Source organism: Mycobacterium botniense, from assembly GCF_010723305.1.
Taxonomy (GTDB): domain Bacteria; phylum Actinomycetota; class Actinomycetes; order Mycobacteriales; family Mycobacteriaceae; genus Mycobacterium; species Mycobacterium botniense.
The window spans coordinates 1979188-1999703 of record NZ_BLKW01000004.1 but is presented as its reverse complement, the minus strand read 5'-3'; the positions used below and the strand labels follow the sequence as shown (position 1 = coordinate 1999703).

Annotated in this window: 21 protein-coding genes; 14 read left to right on the top strand and 7 right to left on the bottom strand. The window is 63.8% G+C overall.

Annotated elements, in window-relative coordinates; genetic code table 11:
* Nucleotides 1–13 precede the first annotated feature (13 nt).
* From ffh to G6N08_RS19175, 4 genes are all read left to right on the top strand, one after another.
* Nucleotides 14–1537: a signal recognition particle protein gene (gene ffh / locus G6N08_RS19190; RefSeq protein WP_163760081.1), complete on the top strand. Its 1524-nt coding sequence runs from the start codon at nt 14–16 to the stop codon at nt 1535–1537.
* A gap of 7 nt (nt 1538–1544) precedes the next feature.
* Nucleotides 1545–2612, top strand: a complete 1068-nt coding sequence (locus G6N08_RS19185; protein WP_163760078.1) for a metal-dependent hydrolase family protein — start codon at nt 1545–1547, stop codon at nt 2610–2612.
* Between the two features lie 36 nt (nt 2613–2648).
* On the top strand, nt 2649–4418 hold the full coding sequence (locus G6N08_RS19180; RefSeq protein ID WP_246216815.1) for a serine/threonine-protein kinase: 1770 nt from the start codon (nt 2649–2651) through the stop codon (nt 4416–4418).
* A gap of 120 nt (nt 4419–4538) precedes the next feature.
* Nucleotides 4539–6308 carry an N-acyl-D-amino-acid deacylase family protein gene (locus G6N08_RS19175; RefSeq protein ID WP_163760075.1) on the top strand — a complete coding sequence of 590 codons (1770 nt, stop codon included), beginning with the start codon at nt 4539–4541 and terminating at the stop codon, nt 6306–6308.
* A gap of 275 nt (nt 6309–6583) precedes the next feature.
* Here the strand turns inward: G6N08_RS19175 and G6N08_RS19170 are convergent, their stop codons facing one another.
* Complete coding sequence (locus G6N08_RS19170; RefSeq protein WP_163760073.1) at nt 6584–7453, bottom strand: D-alanyl-D-alanine carboxypeptidase family protein; 870 nt, start codon at nt 7451–7453, stop codon at nt 6584–6586.
* Nucleotides 7454–7529: 76 nt separating this feature from the next.
* On the opposite strand from G6N08_RS19170, the gene G6N08_RS19165 reads away from it, so the two are divergent.
* From G6N08_RS19165 to trmD, 5 genes are all read left to right on the top strand, one after another.
* Nucleotides 7530–7949 carry a nuclear transport factor 2 family protein gene (locus G6N08_RS19165; protein ID WP_163760070.1) on the top strand — a complete coding sequence of 140 codons (420 nt, stop codon included), beginning with the start codon at nt 7530–7532 and terminating at the stop codon, nt 7947–7949.
* A 168-nt stretch (nt 7950–8117) separates the two neighbouring features.
* Nucleotides 8118–8636, top strand: a complete 519-nt coding sequence (gene rpsP / locus G6N08_RS19160) for a 30S ribosomal protein S16 (RefSeq protein ID WP_163760066.1) — start codon at nt 8118–8120, stop codon at nt 8634–8636.
* 8 nt (nt 8637–8644) lie between these two features.
* Nucleotides 8645–8887, top strand: a complete 243-nt coding sequence (locus G6N08_RS19155; protein WP_163760064.1) for an RNA-binding protein — start codon at nt 8645–8647, stop codon at nt 8885–8887.
* Between the two features lie 23 nt (nt 8888–8910).
* Complete coding sequence (rimM, locus tag G6N08_RS19150) at nt 8911–9429, top strand: ribosome maturation factor RimM (protein ID WP_163760061.1); 519 nt, start codon at nt 8911–8913, stop codon at nt 9427–9429.
* A gap of 2 nt (nt 9430–9431) precedes the next feature.
* Nucleotides 9432–10106, top strand: coding sequence for a tRNA (guanosine(37)-N1)-methyltransferase TrmD (gene trmD, locus G6N08_RS19145; RefSeq protein ID WP_163760058.1), 675 nt, complete (start codon nt 9432–9434; stop codon nt 10104–10106).
* 60 nt (nt 10107–10166) lie between these two features.
* On the opposite strand, the gene G6N08_RS19140 is transcribed toward trmD, so the two are convergent.
* A complete protein-coding gene (locus tag G6N08_RS19140) occupies nt 10167–11075 on the bottom strand; it encodes a serine hydrolase (RefSeq protein WP_163760054.1) in 909 nt (302 codons plus the stop codon).
* A gap of 302 nt (nt 11076–11377) precedes the next feature.
* On the opposite strand from G6N08_RS19140, the gene rplS reads away from it, so the two are divergent.
* From rplS to G6N08_RS19120, 4 genes are all read left to right on the top strand, one after another.
* Nucleotides 11378–11719 (top strand): 50S ribosomal protein L19, encoded by a 342-nt coding sequence (gene rplS, locus G6N08_RS19135; protein WP_163760051.1) that lies wholly within the window; start codon nt 11378–11380, stop codon nt 11717–11719.
* 54 nt (nt 11720–11773) lie between these two features.
* The gene (gene lepB, locus G6N08_RS19130; protein WP_163760048.1) at nt 11774–12628 is read left to right on the top strand and encodes a signal peptidase I; all 855 of its coding nucleotides are present in this window, start codon (nt 11774–11776) and stop codon (nt 12626–12628) included.
* Between the two features lie 2 nt (nt 12629–12630).
* Complete coding sequence (locus G6N08_RS19125; protein WP_163760044.1) at nt 12631–13365, top strand: ribonuclease HII; 735 nt, start codon at nt 12631–12633, stop codon at nt 13363–13365.
* Between the two features lie 78 nt (nt 13366–13443).
* Complete coding sequence (locus G6N08_RS19120) at nt 13444–13749, top strand: DUF2469 domain-containing protein (RefSeq protein ID WP_012393608.1); 306 nt, start codon at nt 13444–13446, stop codon at nt 13747–13749.
* A 14-nt stretch (nt 13750–13763) separates the two neighbouring features.
* Here the strand turns inward: G6N08_RS19120 and G6N08_RS19115 are convergent, their stop codons facing one another.
* The 5 genes from G6N08_RS19115 to G6N08_RS19100 all read right to left on the bottom strand — a co-directional run bounded on the left by G6N08_RS19115 (nt 13764) and on the right by G6N08_RS19100 (nt 18482).
* Nucleotides 13764–14519, bottom strand: coding sequence for a GAF and ANTAR domain-containing protein (locus G6N08_RS19115; protein ID WP_246216875.1), 756 nt, complete (start codon nt 14517–14519; stop codon nt 13764–13766).
* A 177-nt stretch (nt 14520–14696) separates the two neighbouring features.
* Nucleotides 14697–14897: a hypothetical protein gene (locus tag G6N08_RS21475; protein WP_503826686.1), complete on the bottom strand. Its 201-nt coding sequence runs from the start codon at nt 14895–14897 to the stop codon at nt 14697–14699.
* Nucleotides 14898–15085: 188 nt separating this feature from the next.
* Nucleotides 15086–15565: an Rrf2 family transcriptional regulator gene (locus G6N08_RS19110; RefSeq protein WP_163760038.1), complete on the bottom strand. Its 480-nt coding sequence runs from the start codon at nt 15563–15565 to the stop codon at nt 15086–15088.
* 310 nt (nt 15566–15875) lie between these two features.
* On the bottom strand, nt 15876–16667 hold the full coding sequence (cysQ, locus tag G6N08_RS19105) for a 3'(2'),5'-bisphosphate nucleotidase CysQ (protein ID WP_163760035.1): 792 nt from the start codon (nt 16665–16667) through the stop codon (nt 15876–15878).
* A gap of 96 nt (nt 16668–16763) precedes the next feature.
* The gene (locus tag G6N08_RS19100) at nt 16764–18482 is read right to left on the bottom strand and encodes a bifunctional sulfate adenylyltransferase/adenylylsulfate kinase (RefSeq protein ID WP_163760032.1); all 1719 of its coding nucleotides are present in this window, start codon (nt 18480–18482) and stop codon (nt 16764–16766) included.
* A 593-nt stretch (nt 18483–19075) separates the two neighbouring features.
* On the opposite strand from G6N08_RS19100, the gene G6N08_RS19095 reads away from it, so the two are divergent.
* Nucleotides 19076–20008: a hypothetical protein gene (locus G6N08_RS19095; protein WP_371869070.1), complete on the top strand. Its 933-nt coding sequence runs from the start codon at nt 19076–19078 to the stop codon at nt 20006–20008.
* The last annotated feature ends 508 nt before the right edge of the window (nt 20009–20516 follow it).

Sequence of the window (20516 nt, the reverse complement as noted above, 5' to 3'; positions counted from 1 at the left end):
CTAGGCTGGCGACGTGTTTGAATCGCTGTCTGACCGGTTGACCGCAGCCCTGCAGGGGCTGCGCGGCAAGGGTCGGTTGACGGATGCCGATATCGACGCCACCGCCCGCGAGATCCGGCTGGCATTGCTGGAGGCTGACGTTTCGCTTCCGGTGGTGCGGACGTTCATCGGACGGGTCAAAGACCGCGCCAAGGGCGCCGAGGTGTCCCGCGCGCTCAATCCGGCGCAACAGATCGTCAAGATCGTCAACGACGAACTCGTCACCATCCTCGGCGGCCAGACCCGCCAGTTGGCGTTTGCCAAGACACCGCCGACCGTGGTGATGCTGGCCGGCCTGCAAGGATCAGGGAAAACCACGTTGGCCGGCAAACTTGCCAAGTGGCTTCGCGGGCAAGGGCATACGCCGCTGCTGGTCGCCGCCGACCTGCAGCGGCCCGCAGCGGTGGACCAGTTGAAGATCGTCGGCGAGCGGGCAGGTGTGCCGGTGTTCGCCCCGCATCCCGGTGCCTCCGCCGAGGCTGGTCCCGGTGATCCGGTGGCCGTCGCCTCGGCGGGGCTCGCAGAGGCCAGGGCCAAACTGTTCGACGTTCTCATCGTCGACACCGCTGGGCGGCTGGGCGTCGACGAGGAGATGATGGCCCAGGCCGCCGCCATCCGGGATGCCCTCGACCCTGATGAAGTGCTGTTTGTGCTGGACGCGATGATCGGGCAGGACGCCGTCGCCACCGCTGAGGCGTTCCGCGAAGGTGTCGGCTTCACCGGGGTGGCGCTGACCAAGCTCGACGGCGACGCCCGCGGCGGCGCGGCGCTGTCGGTGCGCGAAGTAACTGGTGTCCCAATTCTTTTCGCTTCTACCGGAGAAAAACTCGACGACTTCGACATCTTCCACCCCGATCGGATGGCCAGCCGCATCCTGGGCATGGGTGATGTGCTGAGCCTGATCGAGCAGGCCGAGCAGGTCTTCGACGCCCAGCAGGCCGAGGCCGCGGCCGCCAAGATCGGTTCGGGTGAGCTCACGCTGGAGGATTTTCTCGAGCAGATGGTGGCCATCCGCAAGATGGGGCCGATCGGCAACCTGTTGGGGATGTTGCCGGGGGCGGGCCAGATGAAAGAGGCGCTGGCCGCCATCGACGACAAGCAGCTCGACCGGCTGCAAGCCATCATCCGCGGCATGACCCCGCAGGAGCGGGCCGACCCGAAGATCATCAACGCCTCGCGGCGATTGCGGATCGCCAACGGCTCGGGCGTGACCGTGGCCGAGGTCAATCAACTGGTCGACCGCTTCTTCGAGGCTCGCAAGATGATGTCGTCGATGATGGGAGGCCTGGGCTTTCCCGGGATCAGCCGCAAACGCTCGACCCGCAAGGGCGGCAAAGGCAAGAAAGGCAAAAAGCGCGGGCCGACACCACCGAAGACACGCGGCCCGCTCCCAGCCGGATTTCCCGACCTGTCGCATCTCCCCCAAGGCCTCGATGAGCTGCCGCCCGGGCTGGCCGATGTCGATCTGTCCACGCTGAAGTTCCCGGGCAAAAACTAGCCGCACCGTGCACTGTCATCTGCGCGGTTTAACGCTGCCCGAGGAAGCCGAAGTTGAGCTGTGGATCGTCGGGGGGCAGATCAGCGCGGAACCGGTTGCGGGCGCGCAGACGATCTTTGACGGCGGCTGGATCCTGCCCGGATTGGTCGACGCGCACTGTCATGTGGGGCTAGGGGAGCACGGCGCCATCGAGCTGGACGAGGCGGCCGCCCAGGCCGCCACCGAACGCGACGTGGGGGCGCTGCTGCTGCGTGACTGTGGTTCACCAACTGACACCCGCAGCCTCGACGGCCGCGCCGACCTGCCGCGCATCATCCGGGCCGGCCGGCACCTGGCAAGACCTCGGCGGTACACGCGCAATTTCGCGATTGAACTCGACGACGAAGCGCAACTCCCGCAGGTGGTGGCCGAGCAGGCGCTCCGGGGCGACGGATGGGTAAAACTCGTCGGCGACTGGATCGACCGGCAGATCGGCGACCTCGCCCCCCTGTGGTCTGATGACATCCTCAAGGCGGCAATCGACGCCGCACACGCCCACGGCGCTCGCGTCACGGCGCATGTTTTCGGTGAAGACGCGCTGCCCGGCCTGATCAGCGCCGGCATTGACTGTATCGAGCACGGCACCGGCCTCACCGAGGACACCATTGCGTTGATGCTCGAGCATGACACCGCGTTAGTTCCCACCCTGATCAACATCGAAAACTTCCCGGGCATCGCCGACTCGGCAACCCGTTTCCCCACCTATGCGGCTCACATGCGCGACTTGTACGCCCAGTGCCACCGACGCATGGCCGCGGCGTGGGATGCGGGGGTGCGGGTGTACGCCGGCACCGACGCCGGCACCATGGTTGCGCACGGGCGGATCGCCGACGAGGTGGAGGCGCTCAAGGGGATCGGTATGAGCCCTACCGAAGCCCTTGGTGCGGCATGCTGGGACGCCCGCCGCTGGTTGGGGCGACCGGGTTTAGACCACGGCGCGGCCGCCGACTTGGTGTGCTACACCGAGGATCCCAGGCGGGGACCCGGGGTACTGAGCCGACCCGACCTGGTGGTGCTGCGCGGGCAGCCGTTTTGATCTGCGCGCCGCAGCGGCGGCGGTTAGGATCGGTGGGTGCCGTTGGCCAGCGGGGCGACGTTTGCTGGATACACCATTACGCGACAGCTGGGCTCCGGCGACATGGGTGAGGTTTACCTTGCTCAGAGTCCGGGGCCGCCGCGTAGTGTCGCCTTGAAGGTCCTCCACCCGGCGCTGACTGCCGACAGCGAATTTCGTCAGCGGTTCATGCGCGACACCGAAATTTCGGCCACGCTGTACCACCCGCACATCGTGCCGGTGTACGACCACGGCGAGTTTCACGGCCAGCTGTGGTTCTCGATGGATTACGTCGACGGCACCAACGCTGAGCAGCTTGTGCGAGAACGGTTTCCATCCGGCATGCCTGCGGGCGAGGTACTGACGATCGTGGCAGCTGTCGCCAACGCACTCGATTACGCCCACTACCGCGGACTCCTGCACCGATCCGTCAAACCCGCCAATATCTTGCTGACCGATCCCAGCGCGGGTGAACCACGGATTGTCTTGACCGACTTCGGAATAGCACGCCGTCTTGATAACTTCTGCTCAATCCCGCAGGTTCCCCCGCCCGGAGCGGTCGCTTACGCCGCACCCGAGCAATTGAGGGGTTTGGACCTTGACGGCAGCGCCGACCAATACGGGTTGGCCGCCACCGCGTTTCATCTGTTCACCGGCGCACCGCCGTTTCAGGGCACCGACCCGGTCGCCGTCATCACCCAGCATCTGAACGTGGCGCCGCCACAGCTCAGCGACCGGCGCCCGGGCCTTGCGCCGCTTGACGGCGTCATGGCCACCGCACTGGCCAAAGACCCCGTTGACCGATTCTCCCAATGCCGGGAGTTCGCCGACGCGCTCAGCGCCCGGACCAGCGTTTGGGTCGCGGATCGCGGCCCGGAGGCATTCCTGCCGGTCCTCGACTACCCCGACGATGCGGTGACCGAGGTGCGGGGGGAGCCGGGCGGCCCCGCCCCGTCATCGGCGGAGTCGCAGCGTCGCGGCGCTGAACCGGAGCCGGGCCGGCAGCGGGCGGGGCCGGGGCTGCGCAGATGGCCCTGGGTGCTGCTCGGGGCGGCGGTCGGCGCAGCGCTGGTCGTGCTGGTCGGCGTACTTGCGGTCGGTGCCGGGGCGATGCGCGAGGCCCGCGCACCGTCGAGCCGGGCGGCGAGCCCGACGGGGCCGATGCACCTTTCGGCTCCGCGCGCGGTGCCGACGTCCAGCCTCCCTGCCGAGCCTTCGCCCCAACAGCTCCTCGATGGCTTGTACCGGTTAGATGTCAACCGCTCACAGCAGACGTTCAACGACACTCCTGATCCGCAGCCACCCGATGTGAGCACCTGGTGGGCTTTTCGTGCGGTCTGCACAGCGACAGGATGCGTGGCCACCGGAATCATGCTTGACGACAAAGACCATCGCACGGCGAGCACCTCGGGCGGAGATAAACCGCTGGTGCTGGACTTTCGTGACGGAGCCTGGCAGTCCCGGCCGGACACGGTGCCGTTCCCCTGCGTCGGCGCCGGTGGCACACCCGACAGCGAAATCACCCGGCAGGTGTTGTCGTTGCAACCGCAACGCCACGGCCCGATGCGCGGGGTGATGACCCTCACCGTGCAGACCGATGAATGTGGTCAACAGGGAGCGCAGTTCGTGATCCCCGCGGTAGCAGCGCGAACCGGCGATGTGCCGGCGGATGTCAGCGTGCCCGCCCCGCCGGCACCCGACGCTCCCGCGGCACCGCCCCCCCGGACCCTGCTGCCCGCCCCGGGTGCGCCGTCTGCCCAGATCCCGGAACCGACGCCGACTCGCTGACCGGCGCTTCCGGGTCGGTGGATGGGTCGGAACGTTTCCCGTCGGCGTGGCGTGAACACACGTGTGTCAGCATTGCCTACCTTGGCTATGCTCGCGGCACCCTGCGGCGGTGGAGGGCCGATGACCTACGACGTGATCATCCGTGACGGTTTGTGGTTTGACGGCACCGGCCGCCCAGCGCAGACCTGCACCTTGGGCATTCGCGACGGCGTGGTGGCCGATGTCTCGCCGGGACCGCTGGACGAGACGGGCTGCCGTGAGGTCATCGACGCCTCCGGGATGTGGATCGTTCCGGGTTTCATCGACGTGCACACGCATTACGACGCCGAGGTGCTGCTGAATCCCGGGTTGCCCGAGTCGGTACGGCACGGTGTCACCACAGTGCTGCTGGGCAACTGTTCACTGTCGACCATATACGCCGACGCCGAGGATGCCGCGGATCTTTTCAGCCGGGTTGAGGCGGTGCCCCGCGAATTCGTCGTTGGTGCGCTGCACGCTAAAAAGAACTGGTCGACGGCCGCCGAATACGTGAAAGCGCTGGATGAATTACCGCTTGGGCCGAATGTTAGCTCGCTGCTGGGGCATTCAGATCTACGGACTGCGGTGCTGGGGCTCGGGCGCGCGACTGAGGACGGTGTCACACCGACGAATACCGAGCTGGACCGGATGGTCAGCCTGCTCGGCGAGGCGCTGGACGCCGGGTTGCTCGGCATGTCGGGGATGGACGCCGCTATCGACAAGCTCGACGGGGACCGCTACCGATCACGCGCACTACCGTCCACCTTCGCGACGTGGCGCGAGCGGCGCAAGCTGATCTCCGTGCTGCGTGAACGTGGCCGCATCCTGCAGAGTGCACCGGATGTCGCCAACCCGGCCTCGGCGCTGTTGTTTTTCTTGTCCAGCAGCCCGATGTTGGGACTCCGCAAACCGGTACGCATGAGCCTATTGGTGTCGGCTGATGCCAAGTCGATGCCCGGCGCCACGCGGGTATTCGGGCTTGGCACCCGAGTGCTCAACGCTGTTTTGGGCTCACGTGTGCGGTTCCAGCATCTTCCGGTCCCGTTCGAGTTGTATTCCGATGGAATCGACCTGCCGGTGTTCGAGGAATTCGGTGCCGGAACCGCGGCTCTTCATCTTCGTGATCAACTGCAGCGCAACGCTTTACTGGCTGATCTCCATTATCGGCGCGAGTTCCGGCGTGAATTTGACCGTAAGAAGCTGGGACCAACGTTGTGGCACCGCGACTTCCACGATGCGGTGATCGTTGACTGCCCAGACAAGACGTTGGTCGGCAAAAGTTTCGGGGCGATCGCCGACGAGCGCGGATTGCATCCGCTTGACGCGTTCCTCGATGTGCTGGTTGACAACGGGGAGCGCAATGTTCGCTGGACCACCACCGTTGCCAACCACCGGCCCAAACTGCTCGACCGGCTCGCCACCGAGCCAACGGTTCACATGGGCTTTTCTGATGCCGGCGCGCACCTGCGCAACATGGCGTTCTACAACTTCGCACTGCGGCTGCTCAAGCGTGTGCGGGATGCCGGTCAGGCGAAAACGCCGTTCCTGAGCCTCGAACAGGCCGTTTACCGGCTGACCGGTGAGCTGGCCGCCTGGTTCGGGCTGGACGCAGGTACGTTACGTCAAGGCGACCGTGCCGACTTCGCGGTGATCGACCCGGCGGCCCTGGACGATTCGGTGGATGGTTACCACGAGGAGGCGGTTCCCTTTTACGGCGACCTGCGGCGTCTGGTCAATCGCAACGACGCGGCCGTTGTCGCGACCGGCGTGGGCGGAGTGGTGGTGTGCCGGCACGGCTGTTTCCGCGACGGCTACGGAAAGACGCTGAAATCGGGCCGCTTCCTGCGTGCTCACCAATCCCAGCGGTTCTGAGATGGCCGGCGCCGGAACGATACCGTGGCACGACTGCTCGACGCCGGCATCGCCACCGATCGCATCGACCGACGCGGTGCACGACGAGCCCATGGCGGCCCGCGCGCACCGACGCAAAGCTCACGGCAACACGCCACCATGTTCTCGCAAAGGGCAGCGCGACGACCTGGACGCCGCGCGCACTACCGGGCACCGGCAGCGTCCCCGAGCCGATGCTTGCCACCGTGATGACCAGCGATTTCGACAAATCGCACGTGAAATTCGAACTCGGCGCGCTACAACATGCCGACGCTCGACTGCGGGTTAAGGGCGAAGCCCCAGTCGAGCAGGCTGGCGGCCTGATCCCAATACGTCGGTCCGCCGTCACGTACCAGCCCGTACATCATGGCGATGACCAGCCGGCGACCATTGCGCGCAGCCGCGCCGACGAACGTCTTGCGGGCAGCATCGGTGAACCCGGTTTTGCCGCCGATCGCGCCCGGATAGCGCTGCAGCAATTCGTCCTGGTTGACCAGCTGGCGGTCACCGTGATCGGTGGGGAATGTCGCCGACGGCTCCGCGGTGATCTGCGCGAACACCGGATTGGCCATCGCTGCCCGGAAGATGACCGCCAAGTCGTGCGCGGTCGACCAACCCGGGCCCGCGGGGCCGTCCAACCCCGAGGGGGTGGACGCCTGGGTGTTGACCGCGCCCAGGGCTTGGGCCTTGGCATTCATCTTGGCCACGGCTGCGGACTCCCCGCCCACCATGTGCGCCAGCGTGTTGGCAGCGTCGTTACCCGAGGCCAGCAGCAGCCCGTCGAGGAGTTGGCGTGCGGTGTAGGTGCGGCCGGCCCTGACACCGACACAGCTGCACTCGACGCTGGCGTCGGCTTCGTCGGCGACCACGGTGGAATCTAAGCTCAGCTCGTCGAGCGCCACCAGCGCTAACAAAACTTTGATCGTGCTGGCCGGCGGGTGACGCACGTTCTCGTCTCGGGCGGCCAGCACGTGACCGCTGTCCATATCGGCGACGATCCAGGTTTGTGCCGGCCCCTCCGGTATCGGCACCGAGCCCACCGGTTGCACGCTGTTGTCGGCCCGCGCGCTGACCGCGGCCGCGCCGCAGCATATGACCACGCCGGCAGCGGCCAAGAGTGTCCGCATGGCTGCCCAGCTTAACGGCCCGGGCCCCGCGCCCGGTCGGGTGCCAAGCACTGAGGGCACAGTGTTGAATCAAGGCATGTTGAGCCAGGCTGAAATTTCTGACCGATTGGAGATCCAGCAGCTGCTGGTCGCCTATTCCACCGCGATCGACACGCGCCGATTCGACGATCTCGACCACGTATTCACACCGGACGCCTATATCGACTACCGCGCGATGGGCGGTATCGACGGCCGTTACCCGCAGGTGAAGGCATGGCTTGCCGAGGTGCTGCCGAACTTCCTCAATTACGCGCATATGCTGGGTCTGCCATCGATCCGGCTGTCCGGTGACTCCGCCACCGCGCGGACGTTCTGTTTCAACCCGATGGTGTTTGGGGGCGAGCGCCCCGGCACCATGCTGCTGGGTCTCTGGTATGACGACGAGTTCGTCCGCACACCCGAGGGTTGGCGGATGAGCCGCCGAACCGAGATCAAATGCTTCGACCGGCGTCCCTGACACCGGGCGAATTTCGACCACCCGATATTGCTCTGGCACAATAAGCGCTTGTGCGCCGTGCGAGGAACTGCTGCGCGGTGGTCACACACGCGAGGCAAAACCGGGTCCGGGCATCCTGCCCGGGCCGCTGAATTGCAGCGTGACACCCACAGGAGTATTCGCGTCATTATGGCTGTGAAGATCAAGCTCACGCGGCTTGGCAAGATCCGCAACCCCCAGTACCGAATCGCCGTCGCCGATGCGCGAACCCGGCGGGACGGGCGTGCGATCGAGATCATCGGTCGCTACCACCCCAAAGAAGAGCCGAGCCTTATCGAAATCAACTCCGAGCGTGCGCAGTACTGGCTTTCGGTGGGCGCCCAGCCCACCGAACCCGTCCTCAAGCTGCTGAAGATCACCGGCGACTGGCAGAAGTTCAAGGGACTGCCCGGCGCCGAAGGCCGGTTGAGAAAACCACCACCCAAGCCCAGCAAACTGGAACTGTTCAACGCCGCGCTCGCCGCCGCTGAAGGTGCGCCCACCACCGAGGCCGCCAAGCCCAAGAAGAAGAGTCCGGCGAAGAAAGCCGCCGCCAAGAAGGCCGCGGGCGACGAGGACCAGGACGAGGCTGAGCGGCCCGGCCACGCTGAGGAGACAAACCCGCCGGGCGGGGACGCTGACCGGGCCGACGCGGCCACCGACCGTTGACCGGTGTCATGAGTACCGTCATCGTCGACGCTGTCGAGCACCTGGTCCGTGGGATCGTCGACAATCCCGACGACGTCCGCGTGCGTCTTGTGACCAGCCGGCGCGGGCGCACGGTCGAAGTGCATGTCCATCCTGACGACCTGGGCAAGGTGATCGGTCGCGGGGGACGCACCGCGACCGCGTTGCGCACTCTGGTCGCCGGTATCGGTGGCCGCGGTATCCGCGTGGACGTGGTGGACACCGACCAGTAGCGAATCCCTGCGATGGAGCTCTCATGGAGCTACTAGTCGGGCGCGTCGTCAAAGCGCACGGCACCAGCGGCGAAGTCGTCGTCGAAGTGCACACCGACGACCCCGATGCGCGGTTCGCGCCGGGCGCGGCGCTGCGCGCCAGGGGATCCGACAACCAGGAACGTCACTATGTCGTGGACGCGGTCCGCCGGCACGGGCCGCGGCTGCTGCTGCGATTGGCCGGGGTGGCCGACCGGGACGCCGCCGATGCGCTGCGGGGAAGCTCATTCATCATCGATTCCGGTGACCTGCCACCCATCGATGAGCCGGACACCTACTACGACCACCAATTGGAAGGCCTTCGGGTCCGCACCACGGCGGGGCAGGACGTCGGCATCGTTGCCGAAGTGCTGCACACCGCCGCCGGTGAGTTGTTGGCGATCCGATGCGGCACCGGCCAGGAGGTGCTGGTGCCGTTCGTCCGAGCGATCGTGACGTCGGTATCGCTGGATGATGCGACGGTCGAGATCGACCCACCCGCGGGTCTACTGGATCTGAGCTAGCCGTGCGTATCGACGTCGTCACCATCTTCCCCGCCTATCTGGAGCCGCTGCGTCAATCATTGACGGGCAAGGCGATCCAGGCGGGGCTGATCGACCTGCACGTGCACGACCTGCGGCGTTGGACCCACGATCTGCACCGGTCGGTCGACGATGTCCCCTACGGTGGGGGTCCCGGGATGGTGATGAAAGCCCCGGTGTGGGGTGAAGCTCTCGACGAAATCTGTTCGCAAGAAACGCTTTTGGTTGTGCCTACCCCCGCTGGTGTGCTGTTCACCCAGGCGACGGCGCGGCGGTGGAGCGGCGAGGCGCATCTGGTGTTCGCCTGCGGCCGCTACGAGGGGATCGACCAGCGGGTCATCGAGGACGCCGCTCGGCGGATGCGTGTCGAGGAGGTCTCCATCGGAGACTATGTGCTGCCCGGAGGAGAACCAGCGGCCCTGGTGATGATTGAGGCCGTGGTCCGGCTGGTAGCGGGTGTCGTCGGCAATCCGGAATCACTTCAGGACGATTCGCATTCGCAGGGCCTGCTGGAGGGACCGTGTTATACCCGGCCGCCGACCTGGCGCGGCCTGGATGTGCCCGCGGTGCTGCTGTCCGGTGACCACGCACGCATCGCGCAATGGCGCCGGGCGGCCTCGTTGCAACGCACCCGTGAACACCGTCCGGACCTGCTTTAGGCGCAGCTGCGGGTGCGATGTCGCCGGCGGAATCTGCGCTGACGCGTCGACGGGTGAAGATCAGATTCTGCCGCCGGGAAAGATGGTCTGAACGGCGTGGGTGATTGTCGCGCGCGCGACACCGTCATCGGACGGCTGCAGCGACTCGATCACCACGACGTACCGTCGGTTTGTGCCGACCACACCGGTCGAAAGGTGCATCCAGTTGTCGCCGATGCAGCACATCCACCCCTGTTTGACCGCAACCGGTTCGGCGTACAAGCCATCCGGGATGCCGAACCGCTGCGGGTAGCCGTCGATTCCGGTGGCGGTGGACCGGGCCAGGTTGCTGATGATGATGTCGGTCTGTTCCGGCGCCAGGCCGCCGGAACCGTCGAGCAACATGTCGTAATAACGGATCAGATCGGGCACTGAGCTGACCGTGTTCCACCAACGCCCGTCACCGGGCGGGATGGTCGAGGCCAGTCCGTAGCGCGCGGCGACCTGGGTGATGATGGCGTTGCCGCCGTCTTGATTCCAGAATTTCTCGGCTGCGTCGTCGTCGGATGACCGCAGCATGACCTCCAGTGACCGGCGGTCTTGCGGTGCAAGGCTGACTTTGCCCTGGGCCTCCCGCAGCAGCAGATCGTCCGCGATGAACAGCTTGGCGACCGACGCGGTGGCGACGATCTCGCTGTTGCCGTTGGCGACCATCTGGCGGGTGGCACGGTCCAGTACCGCCACCGAGATGGTGGCGCCGTCGCCGGCGGCTTCTTCAGTGGCCCGCTGGATGCGTGCCCGGAGCCCGGCGAACGCGGCGTCCGGTGGCGCCAGAGACGGCAGAATCGCCCGGGCCAACGGCGATGCCAGAGTCGCCGCAGGTGTGGCGGAGACCCGCACGGGCACGCCGTACACCTTCGCCTCACACCCGGACACCAGCAGCACCGCCGCGGTGACGGTGGCCAGCACCAGGGGTGAGTGCGCTCGCATAGCCCTCCTCGGCACCAGCAGACCACAAATCCGGGTTCGGCACAGCCGTCTGCCCGGCGTGTCGGATAGCGGCCCCGCTCAGCGCGCCCGAACCCGCACCGCATCTGGGGTGTTGCCGTTGGGTGCTGTGATTTCCGCCGCACGCGCACCATCTGGCACAATTGAGCAGTTGTCTGCACCGGGCGGGCGTGCCCGACGGTTGCGAGATGCGCCCCGAAGCCTGAGCCCATCGGCGCGGCGACCACCGGCACCTGTCGGGTGCGAGTGGTTGCCCGTGGCCGCGACTTGCAAGGAAGTATCCGATGAACACGCTGGATTTCATCGACAAAGCGTCGCTGCGTGACGATATCCCGGACTTCGGCCCCGGTGACACGGTCAACGTGCATGTCAAGGTGATCGAGGGCGCCAAAGAGCGTATCCAGGTGTTCAAGGGTGTGGTGCTGCGCCGCCAGGGCGGGGGTGTCCGCGAAACATTCACGGTGCGTAAGGAGAGCTATGGGGTCGGAGTGGAACGCACCTTCCCGGTGCATTCGCCCAACATCGACCACATCGAAGTGGTGACCAGGGGTGATGTCCGCCGCGCCAAGCTGTACTACCTGCGAGAACTTCGTGGCAAAAAGGCCAAGATCAAGGAGAAGCGCTGAGCCGAACCTTGATTGCCGCACGGTACCGCCGACGCTGCTGGCTACGCTGATGTCGTGACCGAAACCACGGATTCGTCATCTGAAGGCCAGCCCGACTCCCCTCCCGCCGAGCCCCGGGTGTCTACCCGCGACCCGGCAAGCACCGACGGAGTCGCCGACGACGAGGCGAAACGCAAGAAACGAGCCGTCTTCCGGGAAACCGTGCTGCTGGCGTCGATCGCGGTACTTCTCTACTACCTCATGCTGACCTTCGTGGCGCGCCCGTACCTCATTCCGTCGGAATCCATGGAGCCCACCCTGCACGGCTGTTCAGGCTGCGTCGGCGACCGCATCATGGTGGACAAGCTCAGCTACCGTTTCAGCTCACCCCGTCCCGGTGACGTCATCGTTTTCAAGGGGCCCCCGGCCTGGAACGCCGGATACAAGTCGATCCGCTCGCACAACACCGTCCTGCGCTGGCTGCAAAACGCGCTCTCGTTTGTGGGCTTTGTGCCTCCTGACGAAAACGACCTGGTCAAGCGGGTCATCGCGGTAGGCGGGCAGACCGTGCAATGCCGAAACAACACCGGCTTGACAGTCGACGGGAAGCCGGTGAAAGAGCCGTATCTGGACCCGGCCACGCTGATGGCCGACCCGTCGGTCTACCCGTGCCTGGGCAGCGAGTTCGGGCCGGTCACCGTCCCGCCCGGCCGGCTGTGGGTGATGGGGGATAACCGGACCCACTCCGCTGATTCGCGTGCGCACTGTACCAGCATCCCCGCTGATGCCTTGAAAGGTTTGCTGTGCACCGGCGATCCGATGTCGGGAACCGTTCCGGTGGCTAATGTCATCGGCAAGGCCCGGTTCATCGTGTGGCCGCCATCGCGATGGGGCCTGATACGCGCCGTGGATCCACAACAGGGGAATTAGCCATGGCCGGTACGTGGCCGCCGCGGACGGTGATCCGTAAATCAGCCGGGCTGCGCACCCTGGAGTCCGCGCTGTATCGCAGTGGTCTGGGACCGGTTGCCGGAGTCGATGAGGTGGGTCGCGGGGCGTGCGCGGGCCCGCTTGTGGTGGCGGCCTGCATGCTCGGCCCCGGACGGTGGGAAAGCCTCGCTGCGCTCGATGATTCGAAGAAGCTCAACGAGAAGACCCGAGAGAAGTTGTTCCCGCTGATTTGCCGCTCCGCGCTGGCCTACCATGTGGTGTTCATCTCACCGGCGGAAGTGGACCGGCGCGGGGTACACGCGGCCAATATCGAAGGCATGCGCCGGGCCGTGGCTGGCCTTTCGGTGCGGCCCGGGTATGTGCTCAGCGACGGTTTTCGCGTGCCCGGATTGCCGATGCCGTCGCTGCCGGTGATCGACGGCGACGCGACCGCGGCCTGCATCGCCGCAGCCAGTGTGCTGGCAAAGGTGAGCCGAGACCGGGCCATGGTCGCGATGGACGCCAAGCACCCGGGCTACGGGTTTGCTGAGCACAAAGGTTACAGCACCCCTGCGCACAGCGCGGCGCTAATGCGGCTGGGCCCGTGCCCTGAACACCGGTACTCGTTCATCAACGTGCGGCGGGTGGCCAGCGGAGCGGGTAGCCGGGTGCTGGCCGAATTCACGCCGACCCACCGAACGAACGCGGCCGATGGCGGTAGGGAAAGATGGGACTAGCCCGGTGGCGAGGTGGGCCGTGCGCGTGGCCCACCAACGAGCGGGACAGTTTGGCACAGCAGAAGGACGGCTGAGCAGATGAGTGCCGAAGATCTCGAGAAATACGAAACCGAGATGGAGCTCTCGCTGTACCGCGAATACAAGGACATCGTGGGCCAGTTCAGCTACGTCGTGGAAACCGAGCGCCGCTTCTACCTGGCGAACAGTGTGGAGATGGTGCCGCGTAACGCCGACGGTGAGGTGTACTTCGAGCTGCGGCTGGCCGACGCCTGGGTGTGGGATATGTATCGGCCTGCCCGGTTCGTCAAGCAGGTGCGGGTCGTCACCTTCAAAGACGTCAACATCGAAGAGGTCGAGAAACCCGAACTGAGGCTGCCGGAGTAGCCCGGTGAGCCGCGCTAACTGTTGAGACTGCGCCCATCGCGTTTGAGGATCAGGCGACCGCGGTTTTCGATGACCGCCCGCGCCACATCGGCCAGCTTGATGTTCATCTCTTGGGAGCAGCGTCGCAGCTTGTCGAAGGCTTCCTCCTCGGAGATGTCGTCTAAGAGCATCAGCATCCCGATGGCCTTACCGATCTCACGGTTGCTCAGCAGTCCATGACGCAGGGTAGCGGCGTCTTCCCCGGAAGCGATGGCGTTGATGGCCACGCTGGCGAACGAGGCCAGCACAATGCCGCGCCGGGCGGACTCGGTGTCGAAGCTGTTGGGGGTGTCGCTGAACAGGTTGAGGGCGCCGACCTTACGTTTGTCCACCAGGATGCGGAACCCCATGGCTCCGCGTACTGGTGTCTCGGCAACAAGGCGGGCGGCCAGATTGGGCCAGGCCGACGGTGTCGTTAAGTCGGTGTCGATCTGAGGGGTTTCCTCCTCGATCGCGTCGAGGCAGGGCCCATCACCGACGGTGCGTTCAAGATCGTCGATGCGCTGAGCGATCCGGTCGCTGGCCCCGATCGTGACGTAGTGATCGTTGCGGCGCACCAGCAGGCTGGCATGATCGCAGCCGGGGACGACCAGGGTCGCTGCGATGCAGATGGCCGCATACACTTCGGCGGGATCCGAGCCCTGGTAGATGATTTCGGCCAGCGCGGCGAAAATATTCGCCGGGTCTGGCGTCGCCGTCTCGGGCGGCGAGCCCCCCGCGCCGACATTCACTTCGTTCACGACGTTGTCCCCGTTTCGCAACTTCGACGGTAATTGTCAATAGCGTCGAACATTAACGGCCCCTGCCGCGTCGGCATCGTGACCGTGGACGCCTAAGTCATGATTCCACACGGTGCAATATCCCGTTGCTGACAGTTGAAACGTTGTGATTGGCACCCTTTAGTCTGATTAGCCCGGTTTTTCGCGCCCAGCACGTGGTCGGCTCGACGGTTTCCGCGCCGGGAATGTCACTGAGGTAACCTCACCCTGGGGCGGTACCGTGCTTCGGGCCGACGAGTACTGCGATGACGTGGGATGAAACCCGCGAATCTCTGGAGAAGGCACTGCTCGAAATCTCCGGTCGCGGGGCCGCCACGGCTCACGGGTCACCGCGACGGCCGCGTCGCTGATGGCGGGGCGGTGGTTTGATCGAACGGGCCTGCGCGCAGTATTCGCGACGGCCGAAGCGGTGTACGTGATAGCTGGTCATGACACTTTCTCAGGAGCGCCGGCCAACTCAGCTGCGAGCTGTTTCTCAACCGGGCCAATCCGCAGCGAAATTAGCCACGGCCCCGGGGTCAGTCATCGATGCGGTAGCGGGACACGCGTTCCTGCTCGCGATACTCGGCGGCCAGCTGCGTCACGTGTGCTGGTAGCGAACCCCTCGCAACATCTGCCAGGGTCGTTTTCTCCAGTACCGAGCGCATACTGGCGCGAAGTGCCCGCCAGACGTCGGCCAGCGCCTGGGTAGGCCCGGAGTAGGGCAGGTCACCGAGTCTGACATCGCGGACGCTGGCGAGGGGACCGTCAATGCAGCGCAGGACGTCGGCAATGCTGATCTCGGTGGCAGGACGGGCGAGTTCGTATCCTCCCTGGCGACCGCGATGGCTGCGTACCAGACGGTCGGCGCGCAAATCCGAGAGGATGTCGACGAGGAACTGCGGCGGTATACCTTGGGCTGTCGCGAGGTCGTCCGTCGTCATCAGCGTTCCGCAGTCGGCGGCGGCAAGCTGCACCATCGCCCGCACCGCGTATTCCGCCTTGGCCGACATGCGCATTTGGTGAATTGTGCCACCGGCTGGTGGAGATAGCGCCAGGAAGAGTCGGGGTGACGTCACCGATCACCCGTGAATGGCCCTGTCGCGTTATTCGTCCGCACCATCGTGACCACCCCGGCGGCGCCGTCCACCAGCTGCGGCGCGATGAGGCCGCATGCGAGGGCAACCCGCTATTCCGCTGGTGTGTCGCCGGCTGGTCACCCGGGCGGGCCGGTGTGCTGCCAAATGGTCACGACCGCCAGGGTATCGGTGGAGATGGTTACCCGTAGTCTGCGCGGTGGTCGTGGTGAGTGCTGGCGATGCGATCAGATCATGACGGCCGTTTCCATGGGATTTTTCGGTCTGCGCTTTCAACGACAAAGGCGTCATTAATGACGGTTCGCCAGGGGTCGTACTCTAAATCCTGACCTGTAGTGACATTAGTTACGTGGCCCCCGGCAGCTGTGACGACAGCATCGGCCGCCGCCGTATCCCATAGTGATGTCGGACCGAGCCGGGGATAAAGTGAGGCCGCGCCTTCGGCGACCAGGCACAGTTTAAGTGACGAACCCATGGCCACCTCGTCATGGTCGCCAACCGATTCGACGAGCGCCTGCGTCTGATCGTTGATATGCGAGCGACTGACGACAACCTTCGGCCGTCCGGCAGGACGAAGAGCCTGAATCTTTGCTTTCTTGTCCCCGGTGATCTTAAACGCCTCGCCTTTTTTAACATTACCGCAATAACATACATTCAGCGCCGGCGCATAGACGACGCCGAGAATCGGTCTCTTACCGCGCACCAAAGCGAGATTGACGGTGAATTCTCCATTGCGTTTGATAAACTCTTTCGTGCCGTCCAGCGGGTCAATGAGCCAGTAGGGATCGGTTGTCGGTATCCGGTTGTCACTTTCTTCTGAGATGATGTCATAGTCGCTGATCCGAGCTAATTCTTCGGCAATAATTTTGTGTGCCGCCTTGTCGGCGCGTGTCACAGGCGAATGATCGGACTTCAACTCCACCGCAAAATCATCCGATCCATAAACGTTCATAATGGCGCTGCCCGCCCGCCCGGCAATGCGGACCATTTCTTCTAACAGTTCTTCTGATCGGCTCGGACTCATGCTGAGATCACCCTCCGGTTAGCAACCGGTGTGTCGATAATCGGATACAAAGCGGTGCGCCAACCAGCCCCCTGTCCGGCCACACGATTCCGGTCATTACGCCAACAAGCCTTCTTTTTCGTGCAAATGCAGCATGAGTTGATTGGCAAGCTCTTCCGCCGTTTGTTCAGTAGTGTCCAGCGTGATATCAGCGTCGGCAGGTTCTTCGTAGGGGTCGGAGATTCCGGTGAATTCTTTGATCCGGCCGGCTCGGGCCGCGGCATACAGCCCTTTGCGATCACGTGCTTCGCAAATATCGAGCGGCGTCGCGACATGGACCAGAACGAATGCACCACGTTGTTCGAGGACCATATTACGAACTTTCTTCCGTGTGTCATCATACGGCGCGATCGGTGTACAAATGGCAACGCCGCCATGTTTGGAAATCTCCGCGGCCACATAGCCGATCCGCAGCACGTTGAGGTCACGGTCTTCTTTCGAAAACCCGAGTTCACTCGAGAGGTGCTTGCGGACTATATCGCCATCCAGCAGCGTCACCGTGCGGTCGCCGCGCTCCATCATCTTGGCCATCAAGGCATTGGCAATAGTTGATTTGCCGGATCCGGACAAACCGGTAAAGAACACGGTGAAGCCCTGTTTATCACGCGGTTTGTAAGTACGCCGCAGTTCGGCAGCTACCTCTGGATATGTGAACCATTCGGGGAGTTCACGGCCGTCTGCCAAGCGTGCCCGTAGTTCGGTACCGGAGATATTCATTACGTCCATGCCCGCGGGCACCTCCGTGGATTCGACATATTTGTCGAGTTCCTTCACGTACACCAGGTAACCGGCTTCCATAATCTCGATCCCGATTTCATCGGCGTACTTCTTTGCCAGTGCCATAGCTGCCAATGGATCGTAGAAGTAGTTACCGCGAGAGTCTTTACCCGGTCCGGCGTGATCACGACCAACGATGAAGTGCGTTGCTCCGTAATTTTTGCGAATAATGGCATGCCAGACAGCTTCCCGCGGTCCACCCATCCGCATCGCCAGAGGCAGCAACGAGATCATGGCCGTTGACGTTGGGAAGCGATTGATCACGGCTTTATAGACACGCACGCGTGTGTAGTAGTCGACATCGCCTGGTTTGGTCATACCGACGACGGGGTGAATCAATATGGCGGCCTCGGCTTTTTTAGCCGCCCGCAGCATAGCTTCGACGTGGTTACGGTGCGTCGGATTCCGGGTCTGGAATGCCACGACTTTAGTCCAGCGCATTTTTTTGAAATGGTCCCTGAGCTGCTGGGGTGTATAGCGAAGATCATTGAAGTCGTAGTGGACCGGAAGTTGCAGCCCTTCGAGCTTACCGCCGATGTAATAATCCCCTGCCGTGTTGTGCAAGTACGCGACAGCCGGGTGAAATGTATCATCTTTACCAAATACCTGTTCGGCTTCTCTCGATTTGTCCGGCTTCCAGATATCGTCGACAGTCAGTACGGCGAGGACCACGCCTTCCTGATCGCGCAGGGCCACTTTCTCACCGATGTCTATACTTTTTGCGAAATTCTCATCGACGTCGAGGGTAATCGGCATTGGCCACAGCGTTCCGTCCGCTAGTCGCATCACCTGACAGACGCTTTCATAATCGGCCTTGTTCATGAACCCGCGAAGGGGTGAAAATGCGCCATTGAGTAAAAGCTCTAGGTCACATATCTGGCGGGGCGTGAGATCCCAGCTTTTATACATTGCGCTCGCGCTTTTGAGTTCTTGGGCACGCTTTTCACCAACCAAAAGGTCGACCAATTTCGGTCCGTCCGGGGTTTCAAGTCCTGGCATTGTTCTCCTCTTCTCGAGTGTTGTGCGCTTGCAGATCTGCGCGCGGTATGAGCGCCGGACGGGGCGCAGTGGTGGGCAGTGCCTCGGTCGCTGGCGAGCGCCAGCGTGTCCGCGTCTACGGGTGCGCAGTCAAGCGGATGACTGCGGGATGAATCCTGGTAAAATTGGTAATTTTTACTGGACTCACCTAGTAGTTAACCACCTGGTGCGGCAGCTGTCAACGCCCGGGGCTTGCGCATCACGTCGACGGGCCGTCGCACGGGGAAGGACGCGTGTGACCACGACACGTGCTGCCGCGCTGGTGCCGCGGGCGCGGAGCGGGAACGTGCCCAGCGTGGGTGTCGTTCGGGGCTCAGCGGGATGGCGGGATCGGTCAGGGGGTGTGGCGTACGTGCAGCGGGCGCTGTGATCGTAGTGCTCGGCAGATCCTTGGCGAGGAATGCGCGCACGGGCAGGACACGGGGTGACACCGCTCGGAGTGGCTCTAGGCTGGTAGGGACGTGCCGACCCGCCGGATTTCGCCGAGAAGGTGCGGCATGACAGGGAGGGTTGCAGAGTCGATGGTCAATCGGGCTCTGCCGGGCCGCCTCGCCATGACTATCGTGGCCGTGCTCTACATTGTGGCACTCGCGGCAGCAGCGCAGTACAGCGGCGGACGTTATCTGTTGTTTCCGGGGCTTGCGGCGCTGTCGTATGAGGTGTTGACCAGGCCGTGGGGAAAGTGGGCGCGCCGGCCCGGACGGCTAATTGCCGCACCAACCTTGGCGGCGGCACTCGGTATAGCGATCACACGGGGAGCTCCTTATCACGCGCTGACGGTTTTATTGGTTGTCGCCCTGTGTCTGCTTCTTTTGGCGGTGCTGCGGTCGACGGTCGCTCCGGCGATTGCAGCCGGCACGTTACCGCTCGTTTTGGGTCTCAAAAGTTGGTTTTATCCCGCATCGATAGCGCTTGGTCTAGTCGTCTTGGTTGGCATTGTGTTGCCGTGGCGAAATCGTTATCTGCGGATGGATCGCGACTGTCCGAAAGTGTCAGGTCGCCACTGCGCCGACTTCCTCGACGGTCCGCCCACCGCAGATATTTGGATTCTGCCGTTCTTCCTGTTTTTAACGGTTCTGGCCGTCTGCGCCGCGGCTTCAGGTCTCCGCCTTATCTTGTTCCCCCCGCTTATTGTTTTGGCGTACGAGATGTTTGCTCACCCGACATCATGCCCCTGGGCCAGAAAACCGTTCGCTATTCCAGTCATCTGCTTTTTGGTATCATCCACAGGATGGCTCGCTGTCAGCCTATTTGGAAGTAGTGGACTCGCCGCAGCATTCGGAATGATGTCCGGTATTATTGTGCTCCGCCTTTTACATATACACATGCCGCCCGCACTTGCGATCGGCCTTTTACCTCTTGTTCTCCATTCACCCAATATAAGCTACCCTATCTCGGCGGCCATAGGCTCAGGAGCTCTAGCGCTTGCTTTTCTGTTCAGCCGGCCGATCATCGGCCAAGGCCACGCCGGTTTCCGGACACGGTGAAGAACATCACGGTGTGACACCGCGCGCGGTTATCTTTCTTTTGCTGTTTTTGCTGTTTTTCACGGTGATAGCGGCCGGGCTTCGGTGTGGGTGAATGGAAGTATGTGGGCTGATTGCGGGCCTGTCATAAGTTAGCGTCAAAGCCCGACATGATGCCGACAACCTTGCGCCGAATCACACGCCTGCGGTGTCAGCGCGGCGAGTCGCGCACTGGAAGGCAAAATCCCGGTGTTGCCGCATGTCCCGGCACGATCCGCGGGCCCGACCGTCGGCCACCACACGCGGATTCCGTGGAAGCCCACAGTCGTGTCCCCATCTGCCCGTTCTTGACCCGGCCGTTCTGGATTGAGCGCCAAATTAGCGGGGGCATGAACCAACTCGTGCACAGCACGCATCAGATGACGCGATGCAGATTCGGCCGGTCACATCCCCGATGACCTTTGCCCCATTGTCCTATGACCTGGCAACATGACCTGGCAACGCACTCACCGGCATCGGCGCGGTGTGC

Excerpts from the sequence above, each read along its gene's own strand:
- G6N08_RS19165 (WP_163760070.1), top strand. The coding sequence starts at position 7,530 with ATGTTGAGCCAGGCTGAAATTTCTGACCGATTGGAGATCCAGCAGCTG.
- G6N08_RS19170 (WP_163760073.1), bottom strand. The coding sequence starts at position 7,453 with ATGCGGACACTCTTGGCCGCTGCCGGCGTGGTCATATGCTGCGGCGCG.
- G6N08_RS19175 (WP_163760075.1), top strand. The coding sequence starts at position 4,539 with ATGACCTACGACGTGATCATCCGTGACGGTTTGTGGTTTGACGGCACC.
- rplS (WP_163760051.1), top strand. The coding sequence starts at position 11,378 with ATGAACACGCTGGATTTCATCGACAAAGCGTCGCTGCGTGACGATATC.
- rpsP (WP_163760066.1), top strand. The coding sequence starts at position 8,118 with ATGGCTGTGAAGATCAAGCTCACGCGGCTTGGCAAGATCCGCAACCCC.
- G6N08_RS19120 (WP_012393608.1), top strand. The coding sequence starts at position 13,444 with ATGAGTGCCGAAGATCTCGAGAAATACGAAACCGAGATGGAGCTCTCG.
- G6N08_RS19110 (WP_163760038.1), bottom strand. The coding sequence starts at position 15,565 with ATGCGCATGTCGGCCAAGGCGGAATACGCGGTGCGGGCGATGGTGCAG.
- G6N08_RS19155 (WP_163760064.1), top strand. The coding sequence starts at position 8,645 with ATGAGTACCGTCATCGTCGACGCTGTCGAGCACCTGGTCCGTGGGATC.
- cysQ (WP_163760035.1), bottom strand. The coding sequence starts at position 16,667 with ATGAGTCCGAGCCGATCAGAAGAACTGTTAGAAGAAATGGTCCGCATT.
- G6N08_RS19140 (WP_163760054.1), bottom strand. The coding sequence starts at position 11,075 with ATGCGAGCGCACTCACCCCTGGTGCTGGCCACCGTCACCGCGGCGGTG.
- G6N08_RS19095 (WP_371869070.1), top strand. The coding sequence starts at position 19,076 with ATGACTATCGTGGCCGTGCTCTACATTGTGGCACTCGCGGCAGCAGCG.
- rimM (WP_163760061.1), top strand. The coding sequence starts at position 8,911 with ATGGAGCTACTAGTCGGGCGCGTCGTCAAAGCGCACGGCACCAGCGGC.
- G6N08_RS19100 (WP_163760032.1), bottom strand. The coding sequence starts at position 18,482 with ATGCCAGGACTTGAAACCCCGGACGGACCGAAATTGGTCGACCTTTTG.
- G6N08_RS19125 (WP_163760044.1), top strand. The coding sequence starts at position 12,631 with ATGGCCGGTACGTGGCCGCCGCGGACGGTGATCCGTAAATCAGCCGGG.